This window comes from Microtetraspora malaysiensis, assembly GCF_050947145.1.
GTDB lineage: Bacteria > Actinomycetota > Actinomycetes > Streptosporangiales > Streptosporangiaceae > Microtetraspora_A > Microtetraspora_A malaysiensis.
The window spans coordinates 4707825-4729921 of record NZ_CP191998.1 but is presented as its reverse complement, the minus strand read 5'-3'; the positions used below and the strand labels follow the sequence as shown (position 1 = coordinate 4729921).

22 protein-coding genes and 1 pseudogene are annotated in these 22097 nt (G+C 69.7%); 11 read left to right on the top strand and 12 right to left on the bottom strand.

Annotation, left to right across the window (positions count from 1 at the left end; all coding sequences use genetic code 11):
- Positions 1-33 precede the first annotated feature (33 nt).
- Positions 34-726, bottom strand: a complete 693-nt coding sequence (locus ACQP1V_RS22430) for a TetR/AcrR family transcriptional regulator (RefSeq protein ID WP_433411377.1) — start codon at positions 724-726, stop codon at positions 34-36.
- A gap of 119 nt (positions 727-845) precedes the next feature.
- Here ACQP1V_RS22430 and ACQP1V_RS22425 point away from each other — a divergent pair, with 119 nt between their 5' ends.
- Both ACQP1V_RS22425 and ACQP1V_RS22420 read left to right on the top strand, forming a co-directional pair.
- Positions 846-1463, top strand: coding sequence for an NADPH-dependent FMN reductase (locus tag ACQP1V_RS22425; RefSeq protein ID WP_433411375.1), 618 nt, complete (start codon positions 846-848; stop codon positions 1461-1463).
- Positions 1464-1469: 6 nt separating this feature from the next.
- Positions 1470-2966, top strand: a complete 1497-nt coding sequence (locus ACQP1V_RS22420; RefSeq protein WP_433411373.1) for a DHA2 family efflux MFS transporter permease subunit — start codon at positions 1470-1472, stop codon at positions 2964-2966.
- A gap of 100 nt (positions 2967-3066) precedes the next feature.
- On the opposite strand, the gene ACQP1V_RS22415 is transcribed toward ACQP1V_RS22420, so the two are convergent.
- Positions 3067-3402 (bottom strand): hypothetical protein, encoded by a 336-nt coding sequence (locus tag ACQP1V_RS22415; RefSeq protein ID WP_433411371.1) that lies wholly within the window; start codon positions 3400-3402, stop codon positions 3067-3069.
- Between the two features lie 100 nt (positions 3403-3502).
- On the opposite strand from ACQP1V_RS22415, the gene ACQP1V_RS22410 reads away from it, so the two are divergent.
- Complete coding sequence (locus ACQP1V_RS22410; RefSeq protein ID WP_433411369.1) at positions 3503-4636, top strand: IS630 family transposase; 1134 nt, start codon at positions 3503-3505, stop codon at positions 4634-4636.
- A 44-nt stretch (positions 4637-4680) separates the two neighbouring features.
- Here ACQP1V_RS22410 and ACQP1V_RS22405 read toward each other — a convergent pair whose 3' ends face one another.
- On the bottom strand, positions 4681-6135 hold the full coding sequence (locus ACQP1V_RS22405; protein ID WP_433411367.1) for a transposase: 1455 nt from the start codon (positions 6133-6135) through the stop codon (positions 4681-4683).
- A gap of 477 nt (positions 6136-6612) precedes the next feature.
- Here ACQP1V_RS22405 and ACQP1V_RS22400 point away from each other — a divergent pair, with 477 nt between their 5' ends.
- On the top strand, positions 6613-7581 hold the full coding sequence (locus ACQP1V_RS22400) for a zinc-binding dehydrogenase (RefSeq protein ID WP_433411365.1): 969 nt from the start codon (positions 6613-6615) through the stop codon (positions 7579-7581).
- Here the strand turns inward: ACQP1V_RS22400 and ACQP1V_RS22395 are convergent.
- Positions 7478-8485, bottom strand: a complete 1008-nt coding sequence (locus ACQP1V_RS22395; RefSeq protein ID WP_433411363.1) for a GlxA family transcriptional regulator — start codon at positions 8483-8485, stop codon at positions 7478-7480. The genes ACQP1V_RS22400 and ACQP1V_RS22395 overlap by 104 nt on opposite strands.
- Positions 8486-8581: 96 nt before the next feature.
- Here ACQP1V_RS22395 and ACQP1V_RS22390 point away from each other — a divergent pair, with 96 nt between their 5' ends.
- Complete coding sequence (locus ACQP1V_RS22390; RefSeq protein ID WP_387417155.1) at positions 8582-9400, top strand: dienelactone hydrolase family protein; 819 nt, start codon at positions 8582-8584, stop codon at positions 9398-9400.
- Between the two features lie 69 nt (positions 9401-9469).
- Here ACQP1V_RS22390 and ACQP1V_RS22385 read toward each other — a convergent pair whose 3' ends face one another.
- The 3 genes from ACQP1V_RS22385 to ACQP1V_RS22375 all read right to left on the bottom strand — a co-directional run bounded on the left by ACQP1V_RS22385 (position 9470) and on the right by ACQP1V_RS22375 (position 12569).
- Entirely contained in the window at positions 9470-10732 is a 1263-nt protein-coding gene (locus ACQP1V_RS22385) for an epoxide hydrolase family protein (RefSeq protein WP_433411360.1), read from the bottom strand.
- Complete coding sequence (locus ACQP1V_RS22380) at positions 10729-11247, bottom strand: MarR family winged helix-turn-helix transcriptional regulator (protein ID WP_433411358.1); 519 nt, start codon at positions 11245-11247, stop codon at positions 10729-10731. Before ACQP1V_RS22380 ends, ACQP1V_RS22385 begins: the two co-directional genes overlap by 4 nt.
- Positions 11248-11423: 176 nt before the next feature.
- The gene (locus ACQP1V_RS22375; RefSeq protein ID WP_433411356.1) at positions 11424-12569 is read right to left on the bottom strand and encodes an FAD-dependent monooxygenase; all 1146 of its coding nucleotides are present in this window, start codon (positions 12567-12569) and stop codon (positions 11424-11426) included.
- 85 nt (positions 12570-12654) lie between these two features.
- Between ACQP1V_RS22375 and ACQP1V_RS22370 the strand changes: the two genes are divergently transcribed.
- Positions 12655-13191 carry a TetR family transcriptional regulator gene (locus tag ACQP1V_RS22370; RefSeq protein ID WP_433411354.1) on the top strand — a complete coding sequence of 179 codons (537 nt, stop codon included), beginning with the start codon at positions 12655-12657 and terminating at the stop codon, positions 13189-13191.
- Positions 13192-13388: 197 nt separating this feature from the next.
- On the opposite strand, the gene ACQP1V_RS22365 is transcribed toward ACQP1V_RS22370, so the two are convergent.
- On the bottom strand, positions 13389-13877 hold the full coding sequence (locus ACQP1V_RS22365) for a L,D-transpeptidase (RefSeq protein ID WP_433425920.1): 489 nt from the start codon (positions 13875-13877) through the stop codon (positions 13389-13391).
- A gap of 195 nt (positions 13878-14072) precedes the next feature.
- Here ACQP1V_RS22365 and ACQP1V_RS22360 point away from each other — a divergent pair, with 195 nt between their 5' ends.
- From ACQP1V_RS22360 to ACQP1V_RS22345, 4 genes are all read left to right on the top strand, one after another.
- Complete coding sequence (locus ACQP1V_RS22360) at positions 14073-15212, top strand: sensor histidine kinase (RefSeq protein ID WP_433411352.1); 1140 nt, start codon at positions 14073-14075, stop codon at positions 15210-15212.
- Between the two features lie 43 nt (positions 15213-15255).
- Complete coding sequence (locus ACQP1V_RS22355) at positions 15256-15894, top strand: response regulator (RefSeq protein ID WP_067139308.1); 639 nt, start codon at positions 15256-15258, stop codon at positions 15892-15894.
- Between the two features lie 123 nt (positions 15895-16017).
- Positions 16018-17220 (top strand): alpha/beta hydrolase family protein, encoded by a 1203-nt coding sequence (locus ACQP1V_RS22350; protein WP_433411350.1) that lies wholly within the window; start codon positions 16018-16020, stop codon positions 17218-17220.
- A gap of 277 nt (positions 17221-17497) precedes the next feature.
- Positions 17498-18589 carry a sensor histidine kinase gene (locus tag ACQP1V_RS22345; protein WP_433411348.1) on the top strand — a complete coding sequence of 364 codons (1092 nt, stop codon included), beginning with the start codon at positions 17498-17500 and terminating at the stop codon, positions 18587-18589.
- 30 nt (positions 18590-18619) lie between these two features.
- On the opposite strand, the gene ACQP1V_RS22340 is transcribed toward ACQP1V_RS22345, so the two are convergent.
- The 3 genes and pseudogenes from ACQP1V_RS22340 to ACQP1V_RS22330 form a co-directional block, all read right to left on the bottom strand.
- Complete coding sequence (locus tag ACQP1V_RS22340) at positions 18620-19621, bottom strand: pirin family protein (protein ID WP_433411346.1); 1002 nt, start codon at positions 19619-19621, stop codon at positions 18620-18622.
- Positions 19618-20094: pseudogene (locus ACQP1V_RS22335) on the bottom strand (GNAT family N-acetyltransferase); the annotation flags it as partial. The gene ACQP1V_RS22340 and the pseudogene ACQP1V_RS22335, both read right to left, overlap by 4 nt.
- The gene (locus ACQP1V_RS22330; protein ID WP_433411344.1) at positions 20052-20822 is read right to left on the bottom strand and encodes a pirin family protein; all 771 of its coding nucleotides are present in this window, start codon (positions 20820-20822) and stop codon (positions 20052-20054) included. The gene ACQP1V_RS22330 and the pseudogene ACQP1V_RS22335, both read right to left, overlap by 43 nt.
- A 151-nt stretch (positions 20823-20973) precedes the next feature.
- Here ACQP1V_RS22330 and ACQP1V_RS22325 point away from each other — a divergent pair, with 151 nt between their 5' ends.
- The gene (locus ACQP1V_RS22325; RefSeq protein WP_433411342.1) at positions 20974-21519 is read left to right on the top strand and encodes a MarR family winged helix-turn-helix transcriptional regulator; all 546 of its coding nucleotides are present in this window, start codon (positions 20974-20976) and stop codon (positions 21517-21519) included.
- 145 nt (positions 21520-21664) lie between these two features.
- Here ACQP1V_RS22325 and ACQP1V_RS22320 read toward each other — a convergent pair whose 3' ends face one another.
- Positions 21665-22042 carry a DUF4440 domain-containing protein gene (locus ACQP1V_RS22320; RefSeq protein WP_433411340.1) on the bottom strand — a complete coding sequence of 126 codons (378 nt, stop codon included), beginning with the start codon at positions 22040-22042 and terminating at the stop codon, positions 21665-21667.
- Positions 22043-22097 lie beyond the last annotated feature (55 nt).

Below are 22097 nucleotides of genomic sequence, written 5' to 3'. Positions count from 1 at the left end.
CGCCAAAGCATCCGCACAGGGCGGCAGCGAGCGTCAGCCTGCGGAGCCGTACGCCCGCAGGAACGTCCGTACTCCGGCGGCGGTCAGCCGGTCGGCCTCCTCCTGCGGGAGCGGGCTGACCCCCCAGTAGGACCGTTGCGTGATCTCGGTGGAGATCAACGCCATGAAATGAACGGTGGCCTGGGCCGGGTCGCCGTGGACGTCGATCAGGCCGAGTTCGTCCAACGCGGCCATGGTTGAGGTCACCTCGCCGCCCACCGCGCGCGGCCCGGTCTCCTGCCAGGCGTCCAGAACATCGGCCGGGATGTGCCCGGCTTCCGCGTAGATGTGCCGCACCAGGGCGAAGTGGTCGCGGAAGTCCGTCATCAGGCCGACCCAGGCGCGGGCCAAGGCGAGCAGGTCACGTTCGAGGTCGGCGGGATGCGGCGGGCGCTCCAGATCCAGATACCTGCGCAGTTGCGCGAGCTGCTCATCTCGGACGCGCTCCGAGCTCCACCGCATGACGGAGCGGAACAACTCCGCCTTCCCGCCCGGGAAGTGGTTGTAGATGGTGCGCGTCGAGACGCCGGCCTGGGCGGCGATCGCGTCGATGCCGGCTCGGGAGTAGCCGTCCCGTCCGAAGACCTGGCACGCGGCCTGCACGATCGCCGTCGCCTTGTCGGCCCGGCCGCGCCGCGGCTGGGCCGTCCTTGTCCTGTCGCTGGAGCCCGAGCCCGCGTCGGTCATCGCTTCATCTCCCACACGTCAGTAATTACAACCATCGTTTTAATTTTTGCAACGCTCGTTGTATGTTACCCGGCGTGCCCCGCAACGTGGCAATGAACGAGAGAACCAGGGAGACCCCGATGCCTGACTCCGCGCCTTCGAACGACCCCGCACTCCGGGTCGCCGCCATCATCGGAAGCGCCCGCGGCGGCCGCGCCGGCCCGTCGGTCGCCGAATGGTTCATCCGACACGTGAGCCACCGCACCGATGTCGAACTGGACGTCATCGACGTCGCCGACCTGGACCTTCCCGTGGCCATGCCCGGATGGGACGGCCTTCCCGCCCCCGCCCCGGAAACCCAGGCGGTGCTCGCCGACGTCAGCCCACGGCTGGCCGCCGGCGAGGCGTTCGTCGTCATCACGCCTGAGTACAACCACAGCTTCCCGGCCTCGTTGAAGAACCTCATCGACTGGCACTACACGCAGTGGCAGGCGAAGCCGATCGGCTTCGTGTCCTACGGCGGGCTTGGCGGCGGGCTTCGCGCCGTCGAGCAACTCCGGCAGGTCTTCGCCGAGCTGCACGCGATGACCGTACGCGACGCCGTCAGCCTGCACGGCCCCTGGTCGGGTCTGGGAGAGGACGGCAGGCCACGCGACACGGCGGTATGCGAGAGCGCCGCCAAGAACATGGTCGACCAGTTGTTGTGGTGGGGACGCGCGCTGCGCACCGCCCGCGCCGCCCACCCGTACGGCGGGTGACCGGTGATGGACACCGTCACCGGATCCGTACGGACCGCTGGATCTTCCCCGGTTCTCGCCCGCACCCTCACGGTCGTGGTCATCGGCTCGATCATGGCCGTGCTCGACGTAACCATCGTCAACGTCGCCATTCATCCGCTGGCGACGGCGTTCGGCGCGCCCCTCGCGACCATCCAGTGGGTGGCGACCGGCTATACGCTCGCCCTCGGCGCCGTGATCCCCGTGGCAGCGTGGGCCATGGGTCGCTTCGGCGCCAAGCGCACCTACCTCACCGCCTTGGCCCTTTTCGCCGGCGGCTCCGCGGCGGCGGCGCTGTCATGGAATGTCGAGACTCTGGTGCTGTTCCGAGTGGTGCAGGGGCTCGGCGGCGGCCTGCTGATGCCGGTCGGCATGGCGATGGTCATCCGTGCCGCCGACCGGGAGCGCATGGGCCGGGCGATGGCCGTGCTCGGCGTCCCGGTCCTGATCGGGCCGGTGAGCGGACCCGTCCTGGGCGGCTGGCTGATCGACGCCGTGTCCTGGCGCTGGATCTTCCTGATCAACCTGCCGGTCGGCGTGGTCGCGCTGGTACTCGCGGCACGACTGCTGCCGGGCGACGTGACGCGGCAGACGCGCCGATTGGACGTGCCGGGTCTGCTGATGCTGTCACCGGGGCTGGCGCTGCTGATCTACGGCCTGTCCACCGGCGGCGAGCGTGGCGACGTCATGACCCCGGGAGCGCTGCTGCCCGCCCTCGCGGGCGTGCTGTTGATCGCCGGATTCGTCGCGCGCGGCCTGACCGCCCGTCATCCGCTTCTGCACCTGCGTCTGTTCCGCGACCGTACCTTCGCCGCCGGCTTTGCCACGCTGACACTGTTCCCGGCCGGCTACTTCGGCTCCATGCTGCTGACGCCCATGTACTACCAGACGGCACGGGCACTCACCGCGACCGAGTCGGGACTGCTGGGCATTCCGCTGGCCCTCGCCGTGGGAGCCTCGATGCAGATCGCCACGCGGCGGATCGACAAGGCGTCTCCCAGGGTGACCATCGTCTCCGGCATCGTGGTCAGCGTGCTCGGGCTGTCCCTGTTCGGCGCTCAGCTCGGACCGGACACGCCCTACTGGCGGTTGTGCGCGGCGATGCTGGTGATGGGCGCCGGCGTCGGCATGGTGATGATGCCGGCCAACGCGACAGCGACCCGCACGCTGGCCCCCGACGACGTTCCCTCCGGCAGCACCACCCTCAACATCGCCTCCCAGATCGGCATATCGACAGGGGTGGCGCTGATGTCGGTGGTCCTGGCGTCGAACGTGGCCGGTACTACGGACCCGAGTCAGCGGGCCGCCGCCTTCCAGCACACCTACTGGTGGGCGGTGATGCTGCTGGCCCTGGCGGGCGTACCCGCGCTGCTGCTGCCGCGCCGGCGGCGTTCCGCCGGCGGATCGACCTCGGCGTCGGAGACCCCGGCCCAGATCCGCACCCGTCGATCCCTTGCGAACACAGCTCCGGCTGAGGGCCGGTGACCGAACGGCGCACTGGCGAATGCGGATTCGCCGACAACCTTCAGCGCCATCTAGTGCAGTGCCGCAAAGATCCCTGAGGGGTTCAGGTGATCACTCGGAGTCAACCCTCTGATTCTGCAAGGTGGACACGGCAGGCACACTCCAGTGCCTCGCTGGGCGTGCCGACGCGGCTGCCGCTCGGCAGGATCGAGGGCTCGTAATCCTCGCTACTGGCCCGGTAGATCGCGAACCCCCAGGCGTCGGGATCGCCGAGGTACTCGATCCGGGCCAGCGGGAAACCCTCATCGCTTTCGTCGTCATCGAAATGCCCGGTCAGATAGCCGAAAGAGCCCTTCCAGCGGACGGTCACCTCTCCCAGCTGAGGCCAGTGCGTGAAGGCATAGGAATCGGCGTCCTCTTCGACGAGGACTTTGACCTGCTTGGGCGGTACCGGCATGGTGACGATTGTGGCCGATAGCGGTGTGTTGGTCCCGCTTCGACACCGTCAGCACTGCATCCTCGGGCGATCACTCGTGACCACCGAAGGATGGGAGTTCATGGCTGGACCGGTCAGCGAGGTCGTCATCACCATCGGTCATCGCCGCAGGAGGCGCCTCAACAAAATCATCAGCAGGCACTCCAGCCCGCAGTCGTTGGTGCTGCGCGCCCGGATCATCGTGCTGATCGCCGACGAGCGCCTGCCGGTGGCCGCGGTCGCCGAACGCTTGTCCACGACAGAGACGACCGTCCGTAAATGGCGCGACCGGTTCGCCGCGGGCGGCATCAAGGGGCTGGTCGACCTGCCCCGGCCGGGCCGCCCCGAACTCTACGGCCCCCAGGTGCGGTTACGGGTGATCGCCTGCGCAACCAGCACCCCGCCCGAGGGACAGGCGGCCTGGACGCACACGACGATCGCCGCCCACCTGGCCGATACCGGAATCTCCGCCTCCCAGATCGGGCGGATCCTGGCCGAGGCCGACCTGCGGCCGCACCGCGTCCGGGGCTGGCTCAACCGGCTCGACGATGAGCAGTTCTGGCACCTGGCCGGCGCCGTCTGCGACCTGTACCTCAACCCGCCCGAAGGTGCGGTCCTGCTCAGCGTGGACGAAAAGACCGGAATCCAAGCCAAATCCCGTAAACACCCCGAGATCTGCGCTCGGCCCGGCCGGCCCGGCCATGCCGCCCGGCGGGAGTTCGAATACATCCGCCACGGCACCGTCTCCATCCTCGCCGCGATGGACGTCCTGACCGGCCAGATCCTGGCCGAACGAATCGACCGCAACACATCTGCGACCTTCATCGCCTTCCTCATCCTGCTCGATCAGATGATCGACCCGGCCCTGGACATCCACCTGATCCTGGACAACGGCGCCAGCCACACCTCCAAGGCCACCCGCGCCTGGCTGGCCGCCCACCCCCGGTTCACGGTCACCTACACGCCCAAGCACGCCAGCTGGCTCAACATGATCGAGATGTGGTTCTCCGTGCTGACCCGCCGCCTTCTCCGCCGCGGTGATTTCACCTCCCGCGAGAACCTGATGCAGCAGATCGACACGTTCACGATCCGCCATAACGCCACCGCGCAGCCGTACCGGTGGCGCTACGACGCACGCGCCGACCACATCCGCTACCTCACCCGGCGCGATCAGGAACGGACACGTGCCGCACTCTTGAAGAAGACAGCAAGTTGAGCACGTACCGTTACGACTCGGACCCCTTAACTTGCGATTTAACGTCACTCTCGGTGTTCGTTGTCGGTCGTTACGGTCTTTCGGTAAGGCGGACGCTTGTCCTTCGGCCGGTTCCTTGATCCTTTGGGACGTCCGGGGCCGGGTCGGGTGAGTTTCGGTGAGTCGGTGGGTGTCCCGAGTTTTGCGCGGAGACGGCGAAACCCGAGGCGGACCCGGTACGGGCTGAGCGGCTTTCCCCGTTCGGGGCGTGGATGCCAGGGACGGCGCAGATCATCGACGTGCGGACTGGCCAGCCGAAGTTGGGCGTAGGCGGCCATGATCAGATGCATCCAGCGATCGGTGGCCTGCGCCGAGGCCAGATGGGCGCGGGCCATGCCCAGGTAGACCTTGGCGAACCGGTGAAAATGCTCTTGGTCGAAGCGACGCAGGTAGGCCTTCCACAACAGATCCACCAGATCCGGGTCGACCTCGACGGGCCCGGCGTGCCACAGCCAGAGATCTTTGGTGGGTCTGCGGCCGTCGGGCAGCCGGTCCACGACTATCTGCAGGACGGTGCCGCGCACGATGGGCAGCCGCTCATCGGCGGAGTGGCCGGCCCAGCGGCCGGTGCGGGTGAGCTTTTGATGTAGGCCCTTCCAGGCGCGCACCGTCACGGTGCCGTACCGGACCGAGCCTGCGGTCAAGTCGATGTCCGGGGCGTGCCGCTTGGCCGCATCCGAGCAGGAGAACTCCCGGCCGTGACGCTTACCCGCGCCCATTTCGCCGGGTCGGCGGGGTTCGGGGTCGGCGTAGAAGACGCGGGTGGCGCGCAGCCGGACCAGGATCTGAACGTGCCGGCCGGCCAGGGCGTGGGTGATGTCGGTGGCGTAGTTCCCGGCGTCCAGCATGATCAGCGGTGGCGGATCGCCTGCGGTGAGCCGGCCGGTCGCCTCCAGGTCGGCCAGCAGGCCGGTGATCTGCTCGATGGTGACATCGGTGTGTTCTTCGCCCGGCCGCAGCCGGCGCGCCTCGATCGGGTCCACCCAGGAGGAGTCTCCCCACTGCACGCCCACCAGCAGGCTGTAGGGCCAGCCGGGCAGGAACTTGTCCCCGCCCTTGCCGCGAACCTGCACCATCACCCGCTCATCGGCGTATTCGGCGTCGGGTCGCGCGTCCGGCGTGACGTCCAGCGCGAACATCAACGGCTCGCCCGGCCGGGCCGCGGCAGACACCCCGAGCAGCAGGCGCCGCAGCCCGCCCGTGTCGATCCGGCCCTGATCCAAAGCGGCATAGACCGAGCCGTGCCCGCGGCGGAACTCCGGCTCCATCGACAACTCCACCGGCGAGCGCACCGGCCCCTGAGCGCACAGCATCGCGTCGGTGAGCTCGAACAACGCGTCCGCCCGGCGCCATAAGAGCCGGTGGAGGCCGGCCCGGAAATCGATCAGGGAACGAAGATGTGACCGACTGGATGCGCCGATGTGCTCCGTCACCTCGCGCACCGATGCGATAGTGAGCATCTGCGGCCACCTCTCGGGTCTCCGGCGTCTCGACAACACCGAAGATGGAGATGGTGGCCGCTCTCCTGGGTGCGACACGCCGTACCACAACGGTCACATTCCGGTGCATCCCGCTATGTCGCGATAGTCCTGCTATCGGGCGCTATCCACCCCAGACCGCACCAACACCCGGACCTGCTTAAATCGCAAGCTTAAGGATCTTTGCGGCGCTGCACTAGCCAGGAACCTCGGGCGTATCACGCCCGAGAGGAATGGCTTCTCTTTTCGTGGTTTTGTTGTTACGGTTCGTGTTGCGGTGGCGGGACTGAACGCACCCGGTATGCCGGGGAACGGCTCTCTGGTCTGTTATCGACATCGCAACGCGGTGTGGTTCGCCACGCTGGGCAGTGAGTCACGCTGCCGTACGCGGCCTGAACCGTCGAATCCATCGATGGCGAGGAGCTGCAAGCTCGGTCGGTTACGGCCGAGAAGCTGACTATGAGCAGATCGCTCCACCGGTTCTTGGCGAGGGGCAGGTCCGAATCGGGGGTGGGACCTCATGCCGCTCCCGAACTGCCGGTCGTTCTGGGGGGTGAGGTGGCGGGTGTCGTGAGCGCGCTGGGCCCGGACACCGACAAGAGCTGGCTGGGCCGCCGGGTAGTCGTCGGGCTCGAAACGTACGGCGGCTACTCCGAACAGGCGGTGGCCAGGGTCGACGCCCTTCACCACATCCCCGACCATCTGACCGCGGAAGCCGCAGTGGCGATGATCACCACGGGCTCGACCGCGCTCGGGATTCTCGACTGCGCGGACGCCAAGCCCGGAGACGTCGCGCTGGTCACCTCGGCGGCCGGTGGCATCGGCGCCCTGCTCGTGCAGGCTCTCCACCACCGGGGCGTCACCGTCGTCGGCGTGGCCGGCGGGCCGGAGAAGGTTCGGCGAGCCATGTCCCTCGGCGCCGATATCGCCGTTGACTACCGCGACCCGCACTGGCTGGACGCGGTGCGCGACGCCCTCGGGGGCAGCGGGTTCAGCATCGTGTTCGACGGCGTCGGAGGAACCGTGGGCCGCCAAGCATTCGACCTGCTCGCCCCTGGCGGGAGGTTCCTGCTGCACGGCTGGTCCTCGGGAACCGCCACCCAGATCACCACCGACGACATCATCGAGCACGCCGGCACCGTCATATGGGCGATCGGCCCGCAGATGCTGGAGCGCGCCGGCACCATCTACGCACTGCAGGACCGCGCGATCCGAGCAGCCGCCGACGGTGTGCTCCAACCGCTGATCACCCGCTATCCCCTCAGCCGCGCCGGTGATGCACACGCCGACCTGGAGAACCGCCGCACGACGGGAAAGATCGTTCTTATCCCTCAGCGTGGCCCGCTTCGCGAACATGAGCGGGCCGGTGGAACGTGGCGCGGTAGTCCCGCGGCCGCTGGCCCGTGCGCCGGGCGAAGATGGCACTGAAGGTGCTCGTGTCCGCGTATCCGAGGTCGGCGGCGATGCGCGCGACGGTCCGGTCGGTCGTCTCCAGCAGATGACGCGCCCGGCGGACCCGAGCGGATTGCAGGTACGCCAGCGGCGTCTGCCCGGCCTCCTCACCGAAGCGGCGGAGCATGGTTCGCGTACTCACGTGAAATGCTTCGGCGAGGACGGACAGGTCGTAGCGAGCCCCGAGATTCTGATCGAGCCACCGCTTCACCGCGAGTGAGAACTCACGGCCGACGGCGGGCATCAGCGCCAGGTCGACGTAGGGAGCCTGGGTGGAGCGTGCGTCGTCGACGAGCGCGATGCGTGCGGTGCTGCGGGCGACGCGGGGGCCGTCGTGCTCACGGATCAACTGGAGCGCGAAGTCGTACATGGCACTGAAAGCGGCGGTCGTCGTCACACCGCGATCGGTGACCACGAGGCGCTCGGGGCGCACCTTCACATCGGCGTATCGACGAGCGAGCTGGTCCGCGAACAGCCAGGACGTGGTCGCCTCGCGCCCGTCGAGCAGGCCGGCCTCGGCGACGAGGAAGGCGCCGACACAGATCGACACGACGGCGATGCCGGAGGCGGCCTGCGACCGGATCGACGCCGCTTCGGGCCTCAGATTCGCGAGCGTCGCGTCGAGATCGAGCCTGGGCGAAAGCTCGAAACCCGGCACGATCAGGACGTCGACGGGGCGCACGGCCGTGGCCTCGATGGCCCGGCCGCCGGACGCGACCACCCGCCGCCGGGGCGAGACGACGGACACCTCGTGCGGCGGGCGATCCGACCCGTGCGCCGCCGCGATGTGATCGGCCATGGTCAGCAGGTCGGGGATCCCGAACACCTCCGAGGCGAAGCAGCCGGGATACGCCAGCACGCCCAGGCGCAGCGGTTTCATGGTTCCTCCGGCTCCCTGCGGGGGTGGCGATATTGCCGCTCCATATGGCGATATCGCCACTTCTCGTGGGGGCAGTGTCCCAGCACACTCTCGGCCATGACAACGATGCGAACGCGGCGTGACGACCCCTTGGATGACTTCTCCCGGAGGATCGTCAGCGTCGACGACGTCAGCAAGACCGTGTACGTCGCCGGGACAGGACCCGGCGTCATCCTGATGCCCGAGATGCCGGGCATCAGCCCCGACGTCGCACGGTTGGCACGCTGGGTACGCGATGCCGGCTTCTCCGTGTATCTGCCCTCTCTCTTCGGCGTCGACGGCGCCTACCCGACCACCGAGGCAGGCGAGGACATCATCCGGCGCGCATGCGTCAGCGCCGAGTTCCGCGCGTTCGCCGGGGGCGGCACCAGCCCTGTCGCGGCGTGGCTGCGCGGCCTCGCGCGCATCGCGCACGCGGAGTGCGGTGGGCCGGGCGTCGGCGCGGTCGGACTGTGTTTCACCGGCAACTTCGCGCTGACCATGGCACTCGAACCGGCCGTCATCGCCCCGGTCGTCAACCATCCCTCGCTGCCGCTCGACGACCCCGGGGGGCTGGAGATCGGAGACGACGACGCGGTCGCCCTGGCCGAACGTGTCGAACGAGACGGGTTGAAGGTGCTCGCCTACCGCTTCGACAACGACAGGTGGTGCACGGGCCGGCGGTTCGCGGCCTACCGAAAGCTGCTCGGAGAAGCGTTCGACGGCCGCGTGCTCCCCGCCGACGTGGCGAACACGAACCCTCCACCTTTCTTCCGCGACGTCGTCGGGTGCGCGCACAGCGTCACTACGGCACATCTCGTGGACGAGCAGGGTCACCCGACGGTGCGCGCCCGTGATGAGATCATCGCCTTCCTCAAGGAGCGGCTCAGAGGGTGACGCGCGAGTCCGGCCTCCCGCTGGTCCAGGCCCAGGCCGGCCGGTTCGGCGCCGATCCGACCCCGCGCGCTATCGCCGACTGCGGAAGGTGCGCCGCAGGTCGTCGACCCATTCTCCGGGGATCTCCCAGGGGATGAAGTGGCCGCCGTGGTCGTGGGCGGTGGGGTTGACGAGGTTGTACCAGGCGCCCCGGTCGCTGTCGAGGAAGTGCCGCACCCGCTGGTCGGTGCGCACGCCGGGCGGGTTCTCATAGCCGACGAAGGTGATGCCCGTGGGCGCCTCGACGACCGGCCACCGGTCGTGGGACGGCGTCCACGGGTAGCGGTTGTTGTTCGCGTAGGTGCGGATCGAGGTGCCGATCGAGTTGGTCACCCAGAAGATCATGGCGTGGGTGAGCAGGTCGTCCTTGGTGAAGACGGTCTCGATGTCGCCGCCGTTGTCGCTCCACTTCACCCAGCGTTCGAGGATCCAGGCGAGCATCCCGGCGGGTGAGTTCGACAGCCCGTGCGCGAGCGTGCTCGGGGCGAGCACGTGCGCGGCGAGGTGGACGGCGAAGCGCCTGTCCAGGGCGACGACCCGGGCGTGGACGTCGGCGGGCAGCCCGTCTGGGATGGGGCGGCCGCCGCTGAGGTCCCAGGCCCGGTCGCCATTGAACAGGGTGAGCTTCTGGCCGGAGCCGATGTGGACGGCGTGCAGCGCGTGGGCGTACTTGTGCCCGAGTTGCCCGGTGACCAGGGCGCCGACGTCGCAGCCGGCCGCGCCGTACGTGTCGTGGCCGAGGACCTCCGTCATGAGCGTGTGCCAGAGGTCGGCGACCTTCCAGAAGTTCATGTCCGGGTTGTTCGGCAGCGGGGTGGAGAACCCGAATCCCGGGAACGAGGGCACGATCACGTCGAACGCCTCGGTGGGGTCGCCGCCGTACGCGCCGGGGTCGGCCAGCGGGCCGACGACCTTGGACCAGTGCCAGAACGTCCACGGCCAGCCGTGCGTGAGGATCAGGGGAGTGGGGGCGGGGCCGACCCCGGGCTTGCGCATGAAGTGCACCGGCACGCCGTCGACCTCGACGTGGTAGTGCTCGTAGGCGTTGATCTCGGCCTCGGCCGCGCGCCAGTCGTACCCGTCGCACCAGTAGTCGACGAGTTCGCGCAGGTAGGCGGCGTTCACGCCGTAGTGCCCGTCGTCGTTGCCCACGTCGTCGGGCAGGCGGGTCAGCTCCAGGCGCCGCCGCAGGTCGGCGAGCACCTCGTCGGACACATGGATCGGCGCGGGTTCCAGGGGGAACGGCCGGGCCCCGGCGGACGGGGTGCTCGCACGGCTTGTCGCATGGCTCATCGTCGTCTCCTCGTACTCTCGCGCGGCCTGTCCGTGCCGGACCCCGCGGCCTCCGGCACAGCGGCGTCGCGCTCACCGGCCGGCCGCCCGTGCAGTTCGACCATCCGGGCCAAAGCCGGGAGGGCGTCCGCGATGGACGCCCGCTCCGCCGGCGTCAACCGGTCGGCCAGCTCTGAGAGCCGGGCCATGCGTTCGGCACGGCGCCCGTCCACGATCGCGGCGCCCGCCCCGGTGACGTGGACGAGGACCGCCCGGCCGTCCGACGGGTCCGGGTGGCGCTCCACCAGGCCCTCGCGCTCCAGCTTGGTGACGATCTGCGTGATCGCCGACTGCGTGACCTGTTCGTTGCCGGCCAGCTCGGTGAGCCGCTTCGGGCCGCTGCCCGCCAGCGTGTGGAGCACGGACAGCGTCGTGAAGCTCAGTCGGCGCTCCGACGGCAGCCGGATGTGCATCCGGGTGAAGTCCTCGAGCACATGGGTCAGGTCGGCGATGCTCAGCTCGGCGGATTCGGGCACGCGCCGAACTGTATCAGTAACTTAATTAAGTTACTGATACAAATAGCGGCCGGAAAAGCGCCGACCCCCGGCGGTGACGGCCTTCGCCCGTCCAGTGTGTGGATGGACGTGGGGAAGGGGCCCCGCCAGGTTCCGGTCTCGGCGGCGAACAGCAGGTAGCCGCGGTCGTTCGGCGTTCACGAGGCGTGCCGTCTGTTCAGACCGGACAACTGCCAGGCCAGCCGGGTGCGGACGGCGGGGATGCGGCCCGCCAGGGCGAGGACGAGGTTGCGCAGCACGCGGCGGCCGGCGGCGGCGGTGGCCAGTGCAGTGAGCCGCCCGGCGAGGGCGACCACCTGCTCGGCCTGTGGGCGGCGGGTGGCGGCGTAGGAGTCGAGCAGACTGTCCGGTTCGCCGTCGAGTACCCGGGCCAGCGCCTCGCCCAGCTGCACGGCGTCGTCGATGCCCAGGTTCATGCCCTGGCCGCCGGCGGGCGAGTGGACGTGGGCGGCGTCGCCGGCCAGCAGGAGGCGGCCCTGGCGGTAGGTGTCGGCGATGCGGTGGTGGACCCGGAAGCGCGAGCTCCAGATCAGCTCCTGCACCCGCGCGGGGTCGGCCTCGGGGCCGCGGGTGTCGAGCAGGTGCTGCACGAAGGGGATGCCGGGCTGCTTGGGGGCCTCGTCCACGGTGGCGACGATGCGGTGCAGGCCGCCGGGCAGCGGGGCGAGGACGACCAGTCCGGCGGGAGAAAAGTACAGGATGACCTCGTTCTGCGGCACTCCGCCGGACAGGCGGACGTCGGCCAGGACGAACGACTCGGCGTAGGTGCCGCCGGTGAAGCCGATCCCGGCGCTCTGGCGGATCGTGCTGTTCAGGCCATCGGCGCCGATCAGGTAGGCGCCGCGGATGTGCCGGCCGTCGGCCAGGGTGGCGGTGACGCCGTCGGCGTCCTGCTCGATGCCGGTCACCCGGGCTGGCCTGATCACCTTGCCGCCGAGCTCTTGCAGGCGGGCCAGCAGGTGGGCCTCGGTGTCGGCCTGGGAGATCATCAGGGTGTAGGGGTAGGCGGTGGGCAGGTCGTCGAACGGCACCGGCACCAGCACCTTGTCGCGGTCGCGGATGGTGAAGACCGGGGTGTGGATGCCGTGCGCGGCCAGCCGGTGGGCGACGTCGTACGGCTCCAGCACCTCCAGGGTGCGTGCGTGCACGACGGCGGCGCGGGAGGTGTTGGCACCGTCTGCCTGCGCGTCCACGATCATGACCTGCCTGCCGCGCTGGGCCAGGACGATCGCGGCGGTGAGCCCGGCGGGCCCGGCTCCGGCGATGAGCACTTCGGCGTCCATGTCGCCTCCTTGGTCAACGGCTGTTGGCATCAACGTAGGCAGCGGCGCTGATGAAGTCAACAGATGTTGGCCTACAATTGTTGACATGAGGAGATCCTCCGTCGAGACCAAGGCTGTGATCCTGGCCGCGGCCCGCGAACGCTTCGCCGCCGACGGCTACGACAAGGCCACCATCAGGGCCATCGCCGCCGACGCGCGGATCGACCCGGCCATGGTGATGCGCTACTTCGGCACCAAGGAGAAGCTGTTCGCCGCCGCGGCCGAATTCGACCTGGAACTGCCCGAGCTGGCGCCGGACCAGGCCGGCGCCGGCCTGGTCCACCACTTCCTGCGCAAGTGGGAGGCCGACGAAGGGCTGCAGGTCCTGCTCCGTACCGGCGTGACGAACGAGGCCGCCGCCGAACGCATGCGGACGATCTTCGGCGGCCAGGTCATGCCGCTCGTGATCGGCCTGACCGGCGATCCGGAGCGCGCTCCCCTGCGGGCCTCCCTGGTCGCCTCGCAACTGCTGGGCCTGGCTCTGTCCCGCTACATCCTGAAATTCCCGCCGATGGTGGCAGCATCGGAGGAAGAGCTCATCGCCTGGCTGAGTCCCATGATCCAGCGCTATCTCACCGAGTGAAACCACAACGCCCGCCCATCGGTCCACGATGTAGCGGGGGTGCGCCGCCACGCCTGCACGGGAGGGGTGAGGTTTCAGGACCCGGACGCGTCGTGGTCGTCGCGTACAACCAGCCGCTCCGACCTGCGCTGAGCAGCATCATCGGCAGGCGCCCTCCACGGGAAACTCCCGCGCATCGGCCTCTCGCTGAAGGGACGTTATGGACCGCTCGGGCCGCCGGTGAGGCCGCCGGCGTTCTTGATGATCACCGTGTCGCCGGCCCGGCTGAAGTCGTAGAAGCGGCGGGCGTCCTCCGTGCTCAGGTGGATGCAGCCGTGGGAGCTGTCGACCTGGCCGATGGCGGGATCCCAGGGCGCCGCGTGGACGAACAGGCCGGAGTCGGTCAGGCGCACCGCCCAGTGGGCCACGAGGTCGTAGTAGTTGGGATCATGCGGATCGCACGTGATGTTCGCGCTGCACGAGGTCATCCTGACAGCCGCGTCCTTGTCGAGCACGTGGAAGGTTCCGGTCGGCGTACGGAAGCCGGGCTTTCCGAAGCCCGCGGTGAAGGTCATCACGGTGCGGCCGTCGTCCGTGACGGTCATCTGGTGAGTCTCCGCGTCGAGCGTCGAGACATGGCCCGCTGAGGCCGCCCGGGCGGGACCGGTGCCCAGCGTCAGGGCGGCCGCCAGTGCGCCGGCCAGCACGAGCCGGGCGGCGTCACGAACGTGTGAGCGTGAGACTTGGCGTTGGTGGACCACTTCTGATCACCGTCGCTCTCTACCTAAACAAGACTATTCCTCCTTCTAGTGGACAGGCCGGACAAAGTCCGTGACTGCCGGGGGCACTGTGCCTACCCTTGGGCCGTGCATGTCGAGGGGCATCAAGGCCCGCTTCCGCTGATGATCCGGCGAGTCCGGCCGGGGCACTGGCTGGCTCTGGATCGGCTCGCCGCCGTAACTTACGCGCTCCCCGTCTTCCTGTTGCTGGCCAATGAGGTCAGGGGAGCCGAGCGGTTCGCGGTGGTTCCCGTGGGCGTGGTCGTGTCGGCGTTGCCGATCGCGCTGCGCCGTCAGCGGCCTATCGTCGCGTTCGGGCTCGCCCTGGCCGGGCTGGTCGCGGCGGAGCTGGTCGAGCGCGGGGCGATCATCTTGGGGATCCTGTCCGTGGCCTACGTCTTGTACGCGGTGGCGGCCATCTGCCGCCCGCGCACCGCCTTCGTCGCGCTCGGGATGTCGCTGGTCGCCGCCGTGGCGACCGGGATTCCCGGATTCCCGCGCATCGGCGGGCCTCCGGTGATCTCCGTGCTGCTGTTCACCACGGTCTGGACCGTCGGGTACACCGTGGGCATGCATCGCCGCCACCTCGGGGAGTTGCTGCGTAACCAGGCCGGCCTGGCCAGGCAGAGTGTCACCGACGAGCGGATGCGCATCGCCCGCGAACTGCACGATGTCGTCGCGCACGGCATGAGCGTGGTCACCGTGCAGGCGGGATTCGGCGCCCTGGTGATCGACGACAGGCCGCAGGAAGCGCGGGCCGCGCTCACGGCCATCGAGACCACGGGACGCCAGAGCCTGGCCGAGATGCGGCGGCTGCTTGGCGTGCTCCGCGAGGAGGACCGGAGCGAAGGGCCCGATCTCGCGCCCGCGCCCGGGCTGGCCGACCTCGACCGGCTCCTGGAGCAGATCGCCGGGGCGGGAGTCCGGGTGGAGCTCACCATCACCGGGCCGCCCCGCGCGCTGCCTCCCGGGATTGACCTTTCGGCGTACCGGATCGTGCAGGAGGCCCTCACCAACGTGGTGAAGCACGCCGCCACCGGCTCGGCCAGGGTGACCCTGTGCTACGGGCCGGACGAGCTCTCCATCGAGGTCGCCGATGACGGCGTCGGCTCCCCGGAGGCCGGCGGTCCGCACCTCGGACACGGCCTGGTCGGCATGCGTGAGCGCGTGCACCTGTACGGCGGCGCGTTCCACGCGGCGCCCCTGCCCGGACGTGGCTTCCGCGTCACCGCCACCCTTCCCGCCACGGAGCACCCGGCATGAACCTCAGCCTGACCGCCGCCCTCGCCGTCCCCGGGCGCGCGGCATGACCGTCCGCGTGGTGGTCGCCGACGACCAGACCCTCGTGCGCGCGGGGTTGTGCGGCATCGTGGACACCGCCAAGGACCTGACCGTCGTCGGCGAGGCAGGCACCGGCCTGGAGGCCGTCAAAGTGGCCCGCGCGCAGGCGCCGGACGTCGTGCTCATGGACATCCGGATGCCCGGCATGGACGGCCTGGAGGCCACCCGCCTGATCACCTCGTCCAGTGACACGAAGGTGCTCATCCTCACCACCTTCGACCTGGACGAGTACGTGTACGCGGCGCTGCGCGGCGGTGCCAGCGGATTCCTGCTCAAGGACACCCCCGCGAGGGACCTGCTGGCGGCGATCCGGGTCGTCTCGGCGGGCGACGCGCTGCTCTCCCCAGGCATCACACGGCGGCTGATCAAGGAGTTCGCCGGCCGCGCTCACCCTGAGCCGCTGGAGGGCATCACCACGCGCGAGCGGGAGGTGCTCGCACTGGTCGCCGAGGGCCTGTCCAACGACGAGATCGCCGAGCGACTGCACATCGGGCCGGGTACGGCCAAGACCCACGTCAGGCATCTCCTGGCCAAGCTCGGCGCCCGCGACCGCGTGCACCTGGTGATCATCGCCTACCGCAGCGGGCTGGTCGCCGTGCGCTGAACCCGGCATCGGCCGGAAGGCGTAGCCCCCCGGCGCGAAATGAGCCCTGGGGTAGACGACCTTGGCCGGGGCGGGTCACTAGCTTCGGAGCACTCCCACTTCCAATGATCAGAAGGAGTGCGTGTGATCTCCCCGCGAGTGGTGTGCGCCGCCGCCCTGCTGGCCGTCGCGTCGCTGACCGTACCGACTGCCGCCGAGGCCAGGACACAGTTCACGACCCAGGCTCGGCGCCAGGCCGCCGCCCCGCCCCAGCTGACCCTTCCGGCGCCGACGGGCCCCTCCCCGCTCGGCACGGTGTCCCTGCATCTGGTCGACCGCTCAAGGAAGGACCCGTTCGCGGGCGCCGGCCACAACCGCGAGCTGATGATCAGCCTGACCTACCCGGCCAGGAAGGTCGCCGCGTACCCGGTCGCGCCCTGGCTGCCGCCCAAGGCAGCGGCCCAGTACCTGCGCCAGGAGGGCCTGCCTCCGGGAGCCGTCCTGCTGCCGCGGACCCACGGGCACGAGGGCGCTCCCGCCGACCGGCGCGAGGGCCGGTTGCCCGTCGTGCTGTACTCCCCGGGCAACGACTCCTTCCGCTCGGCCAACACCGTGGTGGTCGAGGAACTGGCCAGCCGGGGATACGTGGTGGCCACAATCGACCACACCTACGACGGCCTGGTGGAGTTCCCCGACGGCCGGGTGGTGGGCCCCGTTCACGACGGCGCCGGGACCGGCTGGGTGATCTACGAGCAGCGCATCGCCGACACCCGCTTCGTTCTGGACCAGCTCACGGTGCTCGACCGCGGCGGCAACCCCGACGCCGACCACCGCAAGCTCCCCAAGGGGCTGCGCGGCCTGCTCGACCTGAGCCGGGTCGGCATGTTCGGCTACTCGGCCGGCGGGCCCACGGTCGCGTCCGCCATGTTCGAGGACCGGCGGATCAAGGCCGGGTTGGCCATGGACGGCCCGGCGGCGGGCCCGGTCGTCACCGCGGGGCTGGCCCGGCCGTACATGCTGATGACCGCCACCAAGGCCGTCCGCGACCGGATCCCCGACCTGGCCACGTTCTGGTCGAATCTGAAGGGCTGGAAGCTCAACATCAGGACCGAAGGGGTCGAGCACGCCTCCTACGGCGACCTGGAAATGATCGCCCCGCAGGCGGCGGCACTGCTGAAGTGGACGCCCGCCCAGCTCGCCGAGCAGATCGGCACGCTCGCCCCCAAGCGCGGCGAGGCCGTTCAGCGGGCCTACCCGTTGGCCTTCTTCGACCTGCACCTGCGGGGCAGGGGCCACCTGCTGGACGGCCCGTCGCCGAGGTTCCCCGAGGTCACACTCATTCCGTAGCGTCGGGACGTTGGGAGCCTCGACTCCCTCAAGCAGGCGGGCGCTAACGTCGTCGTCCATGTGGATCAATCAGGTGACCGAGATCCTGCTCGAGGCCGCCGATGATGCCGGCGGACCGGCCGCCAGCGCGTGGAGATCGGACGTCAGGTCATCGGAAGGTAATGAACTAGTCAGACTTTGATAATGCTTGACGCTCTTTGACCATTGTTGGGATTAGTCAGGGTCTTTCGTAAGGTTTGTCGATTTGATGGTGCCGGAGGTCAGAGGGGAGACCGCCATGAGATCGCGAAGGCCGCACCTGCCGTTGCCCCGCTCCATCCAGGGCCGGTACACCCTCCTCGTCGGAGCGCTGTTCCTGGTGGTTCTCATCACGGGCGGCGCGGCCATCGACTTCGTGGCCCGCGGCAGCACGCACGGGCCTGTCCCGCAAGGAACGCAGCCGCTCACCGTGGCGTGGATCGCCGCAGGCGTCCTGTTCGTGGCGGCCGCCGCCGCATGGATCACCTGGATGGTGGTCGGCCGGATCCTCCACCCCCTCAAGGCGATCACGAAGCGGATCGACCTCACGACCAGTGACCTGAGCCTGCGGCGGCTGCCCCAGGCGCGCGGCGACGACGAGATCGCGCGGCTCGCCCGCTCCTCCAACAAGCTGTTCGAGCGGCTGGAGGAGGTCATGACCAACCAGCGCCGGTTCGCCTCCCTGGTCTCCCACGAACTCCGGTCACCCGTCACCGCGCTGCGCGCCCAGATCGAGGAGGCGCTCGACTACCCCGACGAGGTCGACCCGCACGAGACGCTGCGCGCCGCCCTGCGCAGCGCCGAGCGGTTCCAGGTGATCATTGACGAGCTGCTCGCGTACACGAAGGTGAAAAACACCGGTTCGGCGGCTCCCGAGCCGCTCGACCTGACCGAGCTGGTGCGGGAGGAGATCGCGGTTCGATCCCAGGGCATGCAGGTGCGACTCCACGCCAGTGGCGACCCGACCGCCTTCGCCACCAGGCTGGCCGTCACCGGGGCCGTGGGGAACCTGCTGGCCAACGCGCAGCGGCACGCGCACACCCGGGTGGACGTCGAGGTGGAACGCGCGGGCGATCAGGCCGTGGTCGTGGTGCATGACGACGGTGACGGCATCGCGCTCGAGGACCGCGAGCGGGTCTTCGAACCCTTCGTCCGGCTGGCGGACGGGCGCCGCCGTGACCCCGGCGGCAGCGGGCTCGGCCTCGCCTTCAGCCGGGAGGCCGCCATGGCCAACCACGGCTCCCTCGCCATCGAGGATTCCCCGCGAGGGGCGCGCTTCGTGCTGCGCCTTCCCCTGACGACCGCCCCCGCCGGCGTTCCGGAGCGTCCCGCCCAGCCGCTCCCCTCCTGACCGGGGAGGCGGCTGGGGCGCCGAAACGGCCTATCCGGCCTGGACGCGGCCGTGCCGGTCGCGGGCCTTGAGCCATACGGTGGGCATCTCGGGCGCCGGGAGCGGCCCCTCCTCACAGGAGCCGACCATGCCGAAGCGGGTGGCCGGGTGACCGCCACCGTCGAAGCCGGCGTCCCGCATCCAGTCGTCACGCGCCCGCACGATCTCGTCGTGCGACCGCCCCACGAAGTTCCACCACATGACCAGCGGCTCCTCGAACGGCTCGCCGCCGAGCAGGAACAGCCGCGCGGACGCGTCGGTCTCCATCACCAGTTCGGAGCGGCCCTCCCCGAGGTACAGCAGAGCGCCGGGGGAGAGCGGCACGCCCGCGACGCGCGCCGCGCCGGACATGACGAGCACGGCGGTCTCGAACGACGGATCGACCGGCAGCCGGTGCCGGCCGGGGCCGTGGAACAGCACCTCGGCGCCGAGCAGCGGCGTGTGCACCAGAGCGGGGGAGCGGAGCGACCCGATCTCGCCCACCACGACGGTCACCGTGACGTCGCCCTCGCGCAGCTCCGGCAGCGCGGCGTGATGCTCGAACCGTGCCCCGCCGTGCCTGGCCTCCTCCGGCAGCGCCACCCAGAGCTGCAGGCCGTGCATGACCGCCGGATGCTCCGGCGGCGTCTGCTCGGAGTGCGCGATCCCGTGTCCCGCCGTCATCAGGTTGAGCTGGCCGGGCACGATCGTCTGGGCGTTGCCCAGGCTGTCACGGTGCAGGATCTCTCCCTCGGCCAGCCAGGTGACCGTCTGCAACCCGGTGTGCGGGTGCGGCGGCACCTGCATGCCCGGACGGTCGCGTACGTCGTCCGGGCCGAAGTGGTCGACGAAGCACCAGGCCCCCACCATCCGGCGCGGCCGCTGCGGCAGCAGCCGCCGCACCGTCGTGTAGCGGCCGAGCGGGACGTCGTGTCCGGCGAGGAGCACACTCTCCGGCTCGGCCGCCGTCGCCTCCTCACACTCGTACGCCTCGGGTGTCGGCAGGGTGGTCACGCCGGCTCTCCGCCGCTGCCGTCCGCACCAGCGGGGAGGGAGAAGCGCTCGCGCTGGTCGGCCGGCACCAGGTCGAGATAGCCGGGGTGCCGGGCGATGTATTCGCGGACGAACGGACAGTACGGCAGGACCGACAGCCCGGCGGCCCGGGACGCGTCCAAAGCGCCCCGGACGAGCGTCGAGCCGAGGCCGCGGCCGCCGTACGCGGGGTCGATCTCGGTGTGAGGGAACGAGATCCGCGATCCGTGGCGCCGGTAGTCGGCGAAGCCGACGACCTTCCCCTCCACGGTGATCTCGAACCGGTCGGCCTCCGGGTCGTCGACGACCCGTGGTTCGGTGTGTTCCATAACGTCTCGGCTCCTTCGACGGGCGCCCGGATCGCCCACGATATCCCGGGTGTGTACAGAACGGACTCTCAGCGCCGTGGCCCTCAGGCGGCGATCGTGGCGTGCATCTCCCACACCAGGATCTCGGCGGGCTCGACCGCGGTCACCCGCTGTCCGCCCGTCGCGGTGAACCGTACGGCGTCGCCGGGGCCGAGCGTGCCCGCGCCCTCAAGGGTGACCGTGCCGCGCGGCACGAACAGGTGCAGGAACGGGGCCTCGGGCAGCTCGACGCTCTGCTCCGGCCGCAGTCGCGCGGCGTAGAGCGCGGCGTACCGGTTCTTGATCCGGATGGCGGAGAGGCCGTCATGCTTGTCCATCCCGGACGCCACCGGCACCAGGCCGCCGGACAGCAGATCGGCCTCGATCTCGAGCTGCTCGTAGCCGGGCGTGATCCCGGGCTCGTCGGGGACGACCCACATCTGGACGAAGTGCACCGGCTCATCGTGCGCCGCGCCACCCCGCAGCCGCCAGGAGTCGTTCTTCTCCGAGTGCAGGATGCCGGTGCCCGCGCTCATCCGCTGCGCCAGACCGGGGTAGATCACGCCGGAGTGGCCGGTCGAGTCCTGGTGGACCAGGGAACCCTCCATGACCCAGGTGACGATCTCCATGTCTTGGTGCGGGTGGGTGTCGAACCCGGTGCCGGGGAGGACGCGGTCGTCGTTGTTGACCAGCAGCACGCCGTGGTGGGTGTTGCCGGAGTCGTGGTGCCGGCCGAAGGAGAAGGAGTGGTGGGAATCCAACCACGTGGTGGCGGTGGTGAACCGCTCGTCCGCGCGGTGGACGTCCACCCGCGGGGTCGGCGTGATCCTGGTCATGGGATCCCCTTCCGGAGGTCTCGCCCGAAGGGCCGGACGCGGGTCCGGCTCCGTAGATGATCTGTCATCTACATTCGCCCCGCAACGTACATGACGCGTCATTTATTTCCAACCGCATGACGTGTCATCCGTTCTGGATAGGGTGAGCGGCATGGACGGTCCCTCCCTGCCCGGCCCCTCCTTGCCCGGCCCCTCCGGTGGGGCGGCCTCCGGACGCGACGCGCGCTGGCTGGACGCCGACGAGCAGCGCGCCTGGCGGGCCTACCTGAGCATGCAGGGCCGGCTGGCGGCGGCGCTCAACCGCCAGCTCCAGCTCGGTTCGGGCCTGTCCCTCGCCGACTACGAGGTGCTCGTCCACCTCACCGACACCCCCGAGGCGCGGCTCCGGCCGTACGAGCTGCAATGGGCGTTGCAGTGGGAGCAGAGCCGCCTGTCGCATCACCTGACCCGGATGCGACGCCGCGGCCTGGTCGACCGTGAGGAGTGCTCCGAGGACGGGCGCGGCGCGTTCATCGTGCTCACCGAGAAGGGGCGCCGGGCCATCACCACCGCCGCGCCCGGTCACGTCGGCGTGGTGCGACGGTTCTTCTTCGACGGGCTCAGCCGCGAGGAGGTCGCCCTGCTCGAACGGCTGAGCACCAGGATCCTCGACCGCCTCGACGATACGGACGCCACCCCCGAGGGCGACGTCGGCTGACAGGGACCGCAGGCCCTGGGATAGACGCCGACGTCGCCCCACCGGCCCTGCCCGGCGCCGGGTCTGGGTCACCCGCTACATGGGCCACGGATACGGCGATGAGTTCAGTGCGCCCGAAACCCTGGGACTCTCGGTCTGGGAGACATCACTGCTCAAAGCGGCCGGCCAAAGTGCCCTGATGAAAGTAGACGCGCCAGCCAGTCTCCGTCAGGCGCCACAGAGAGCTCCGCCATGCCCGGCGCCCCTGATTGTCAGCAAAGTACGTCAGGTGAACGATCCCCCGAGCCAGCACGACCCCCGACATCTTGCTGACCTTGACCGGCGACCCGGGGGACACCGTTCCCGCACTCGTCACCGTGAGGATCGACTCCGCGTCCCACCAGCGTCCAGAGGCTCCGATTTCGGTGAACTCCGGATCCAGAAGCTCCCGAACAAGGGCCGGGGAAGCGCGCACCTCAGGATCGAGAAGCCGCAACTCACCATCGATGGCCGCCTGCACTGCCCGCTCGTTCTCGTCCGTCATGCACGGATCCTACGAATGCACGTCGCCCAGACACAGCGGATATTCAGTCAGGAAT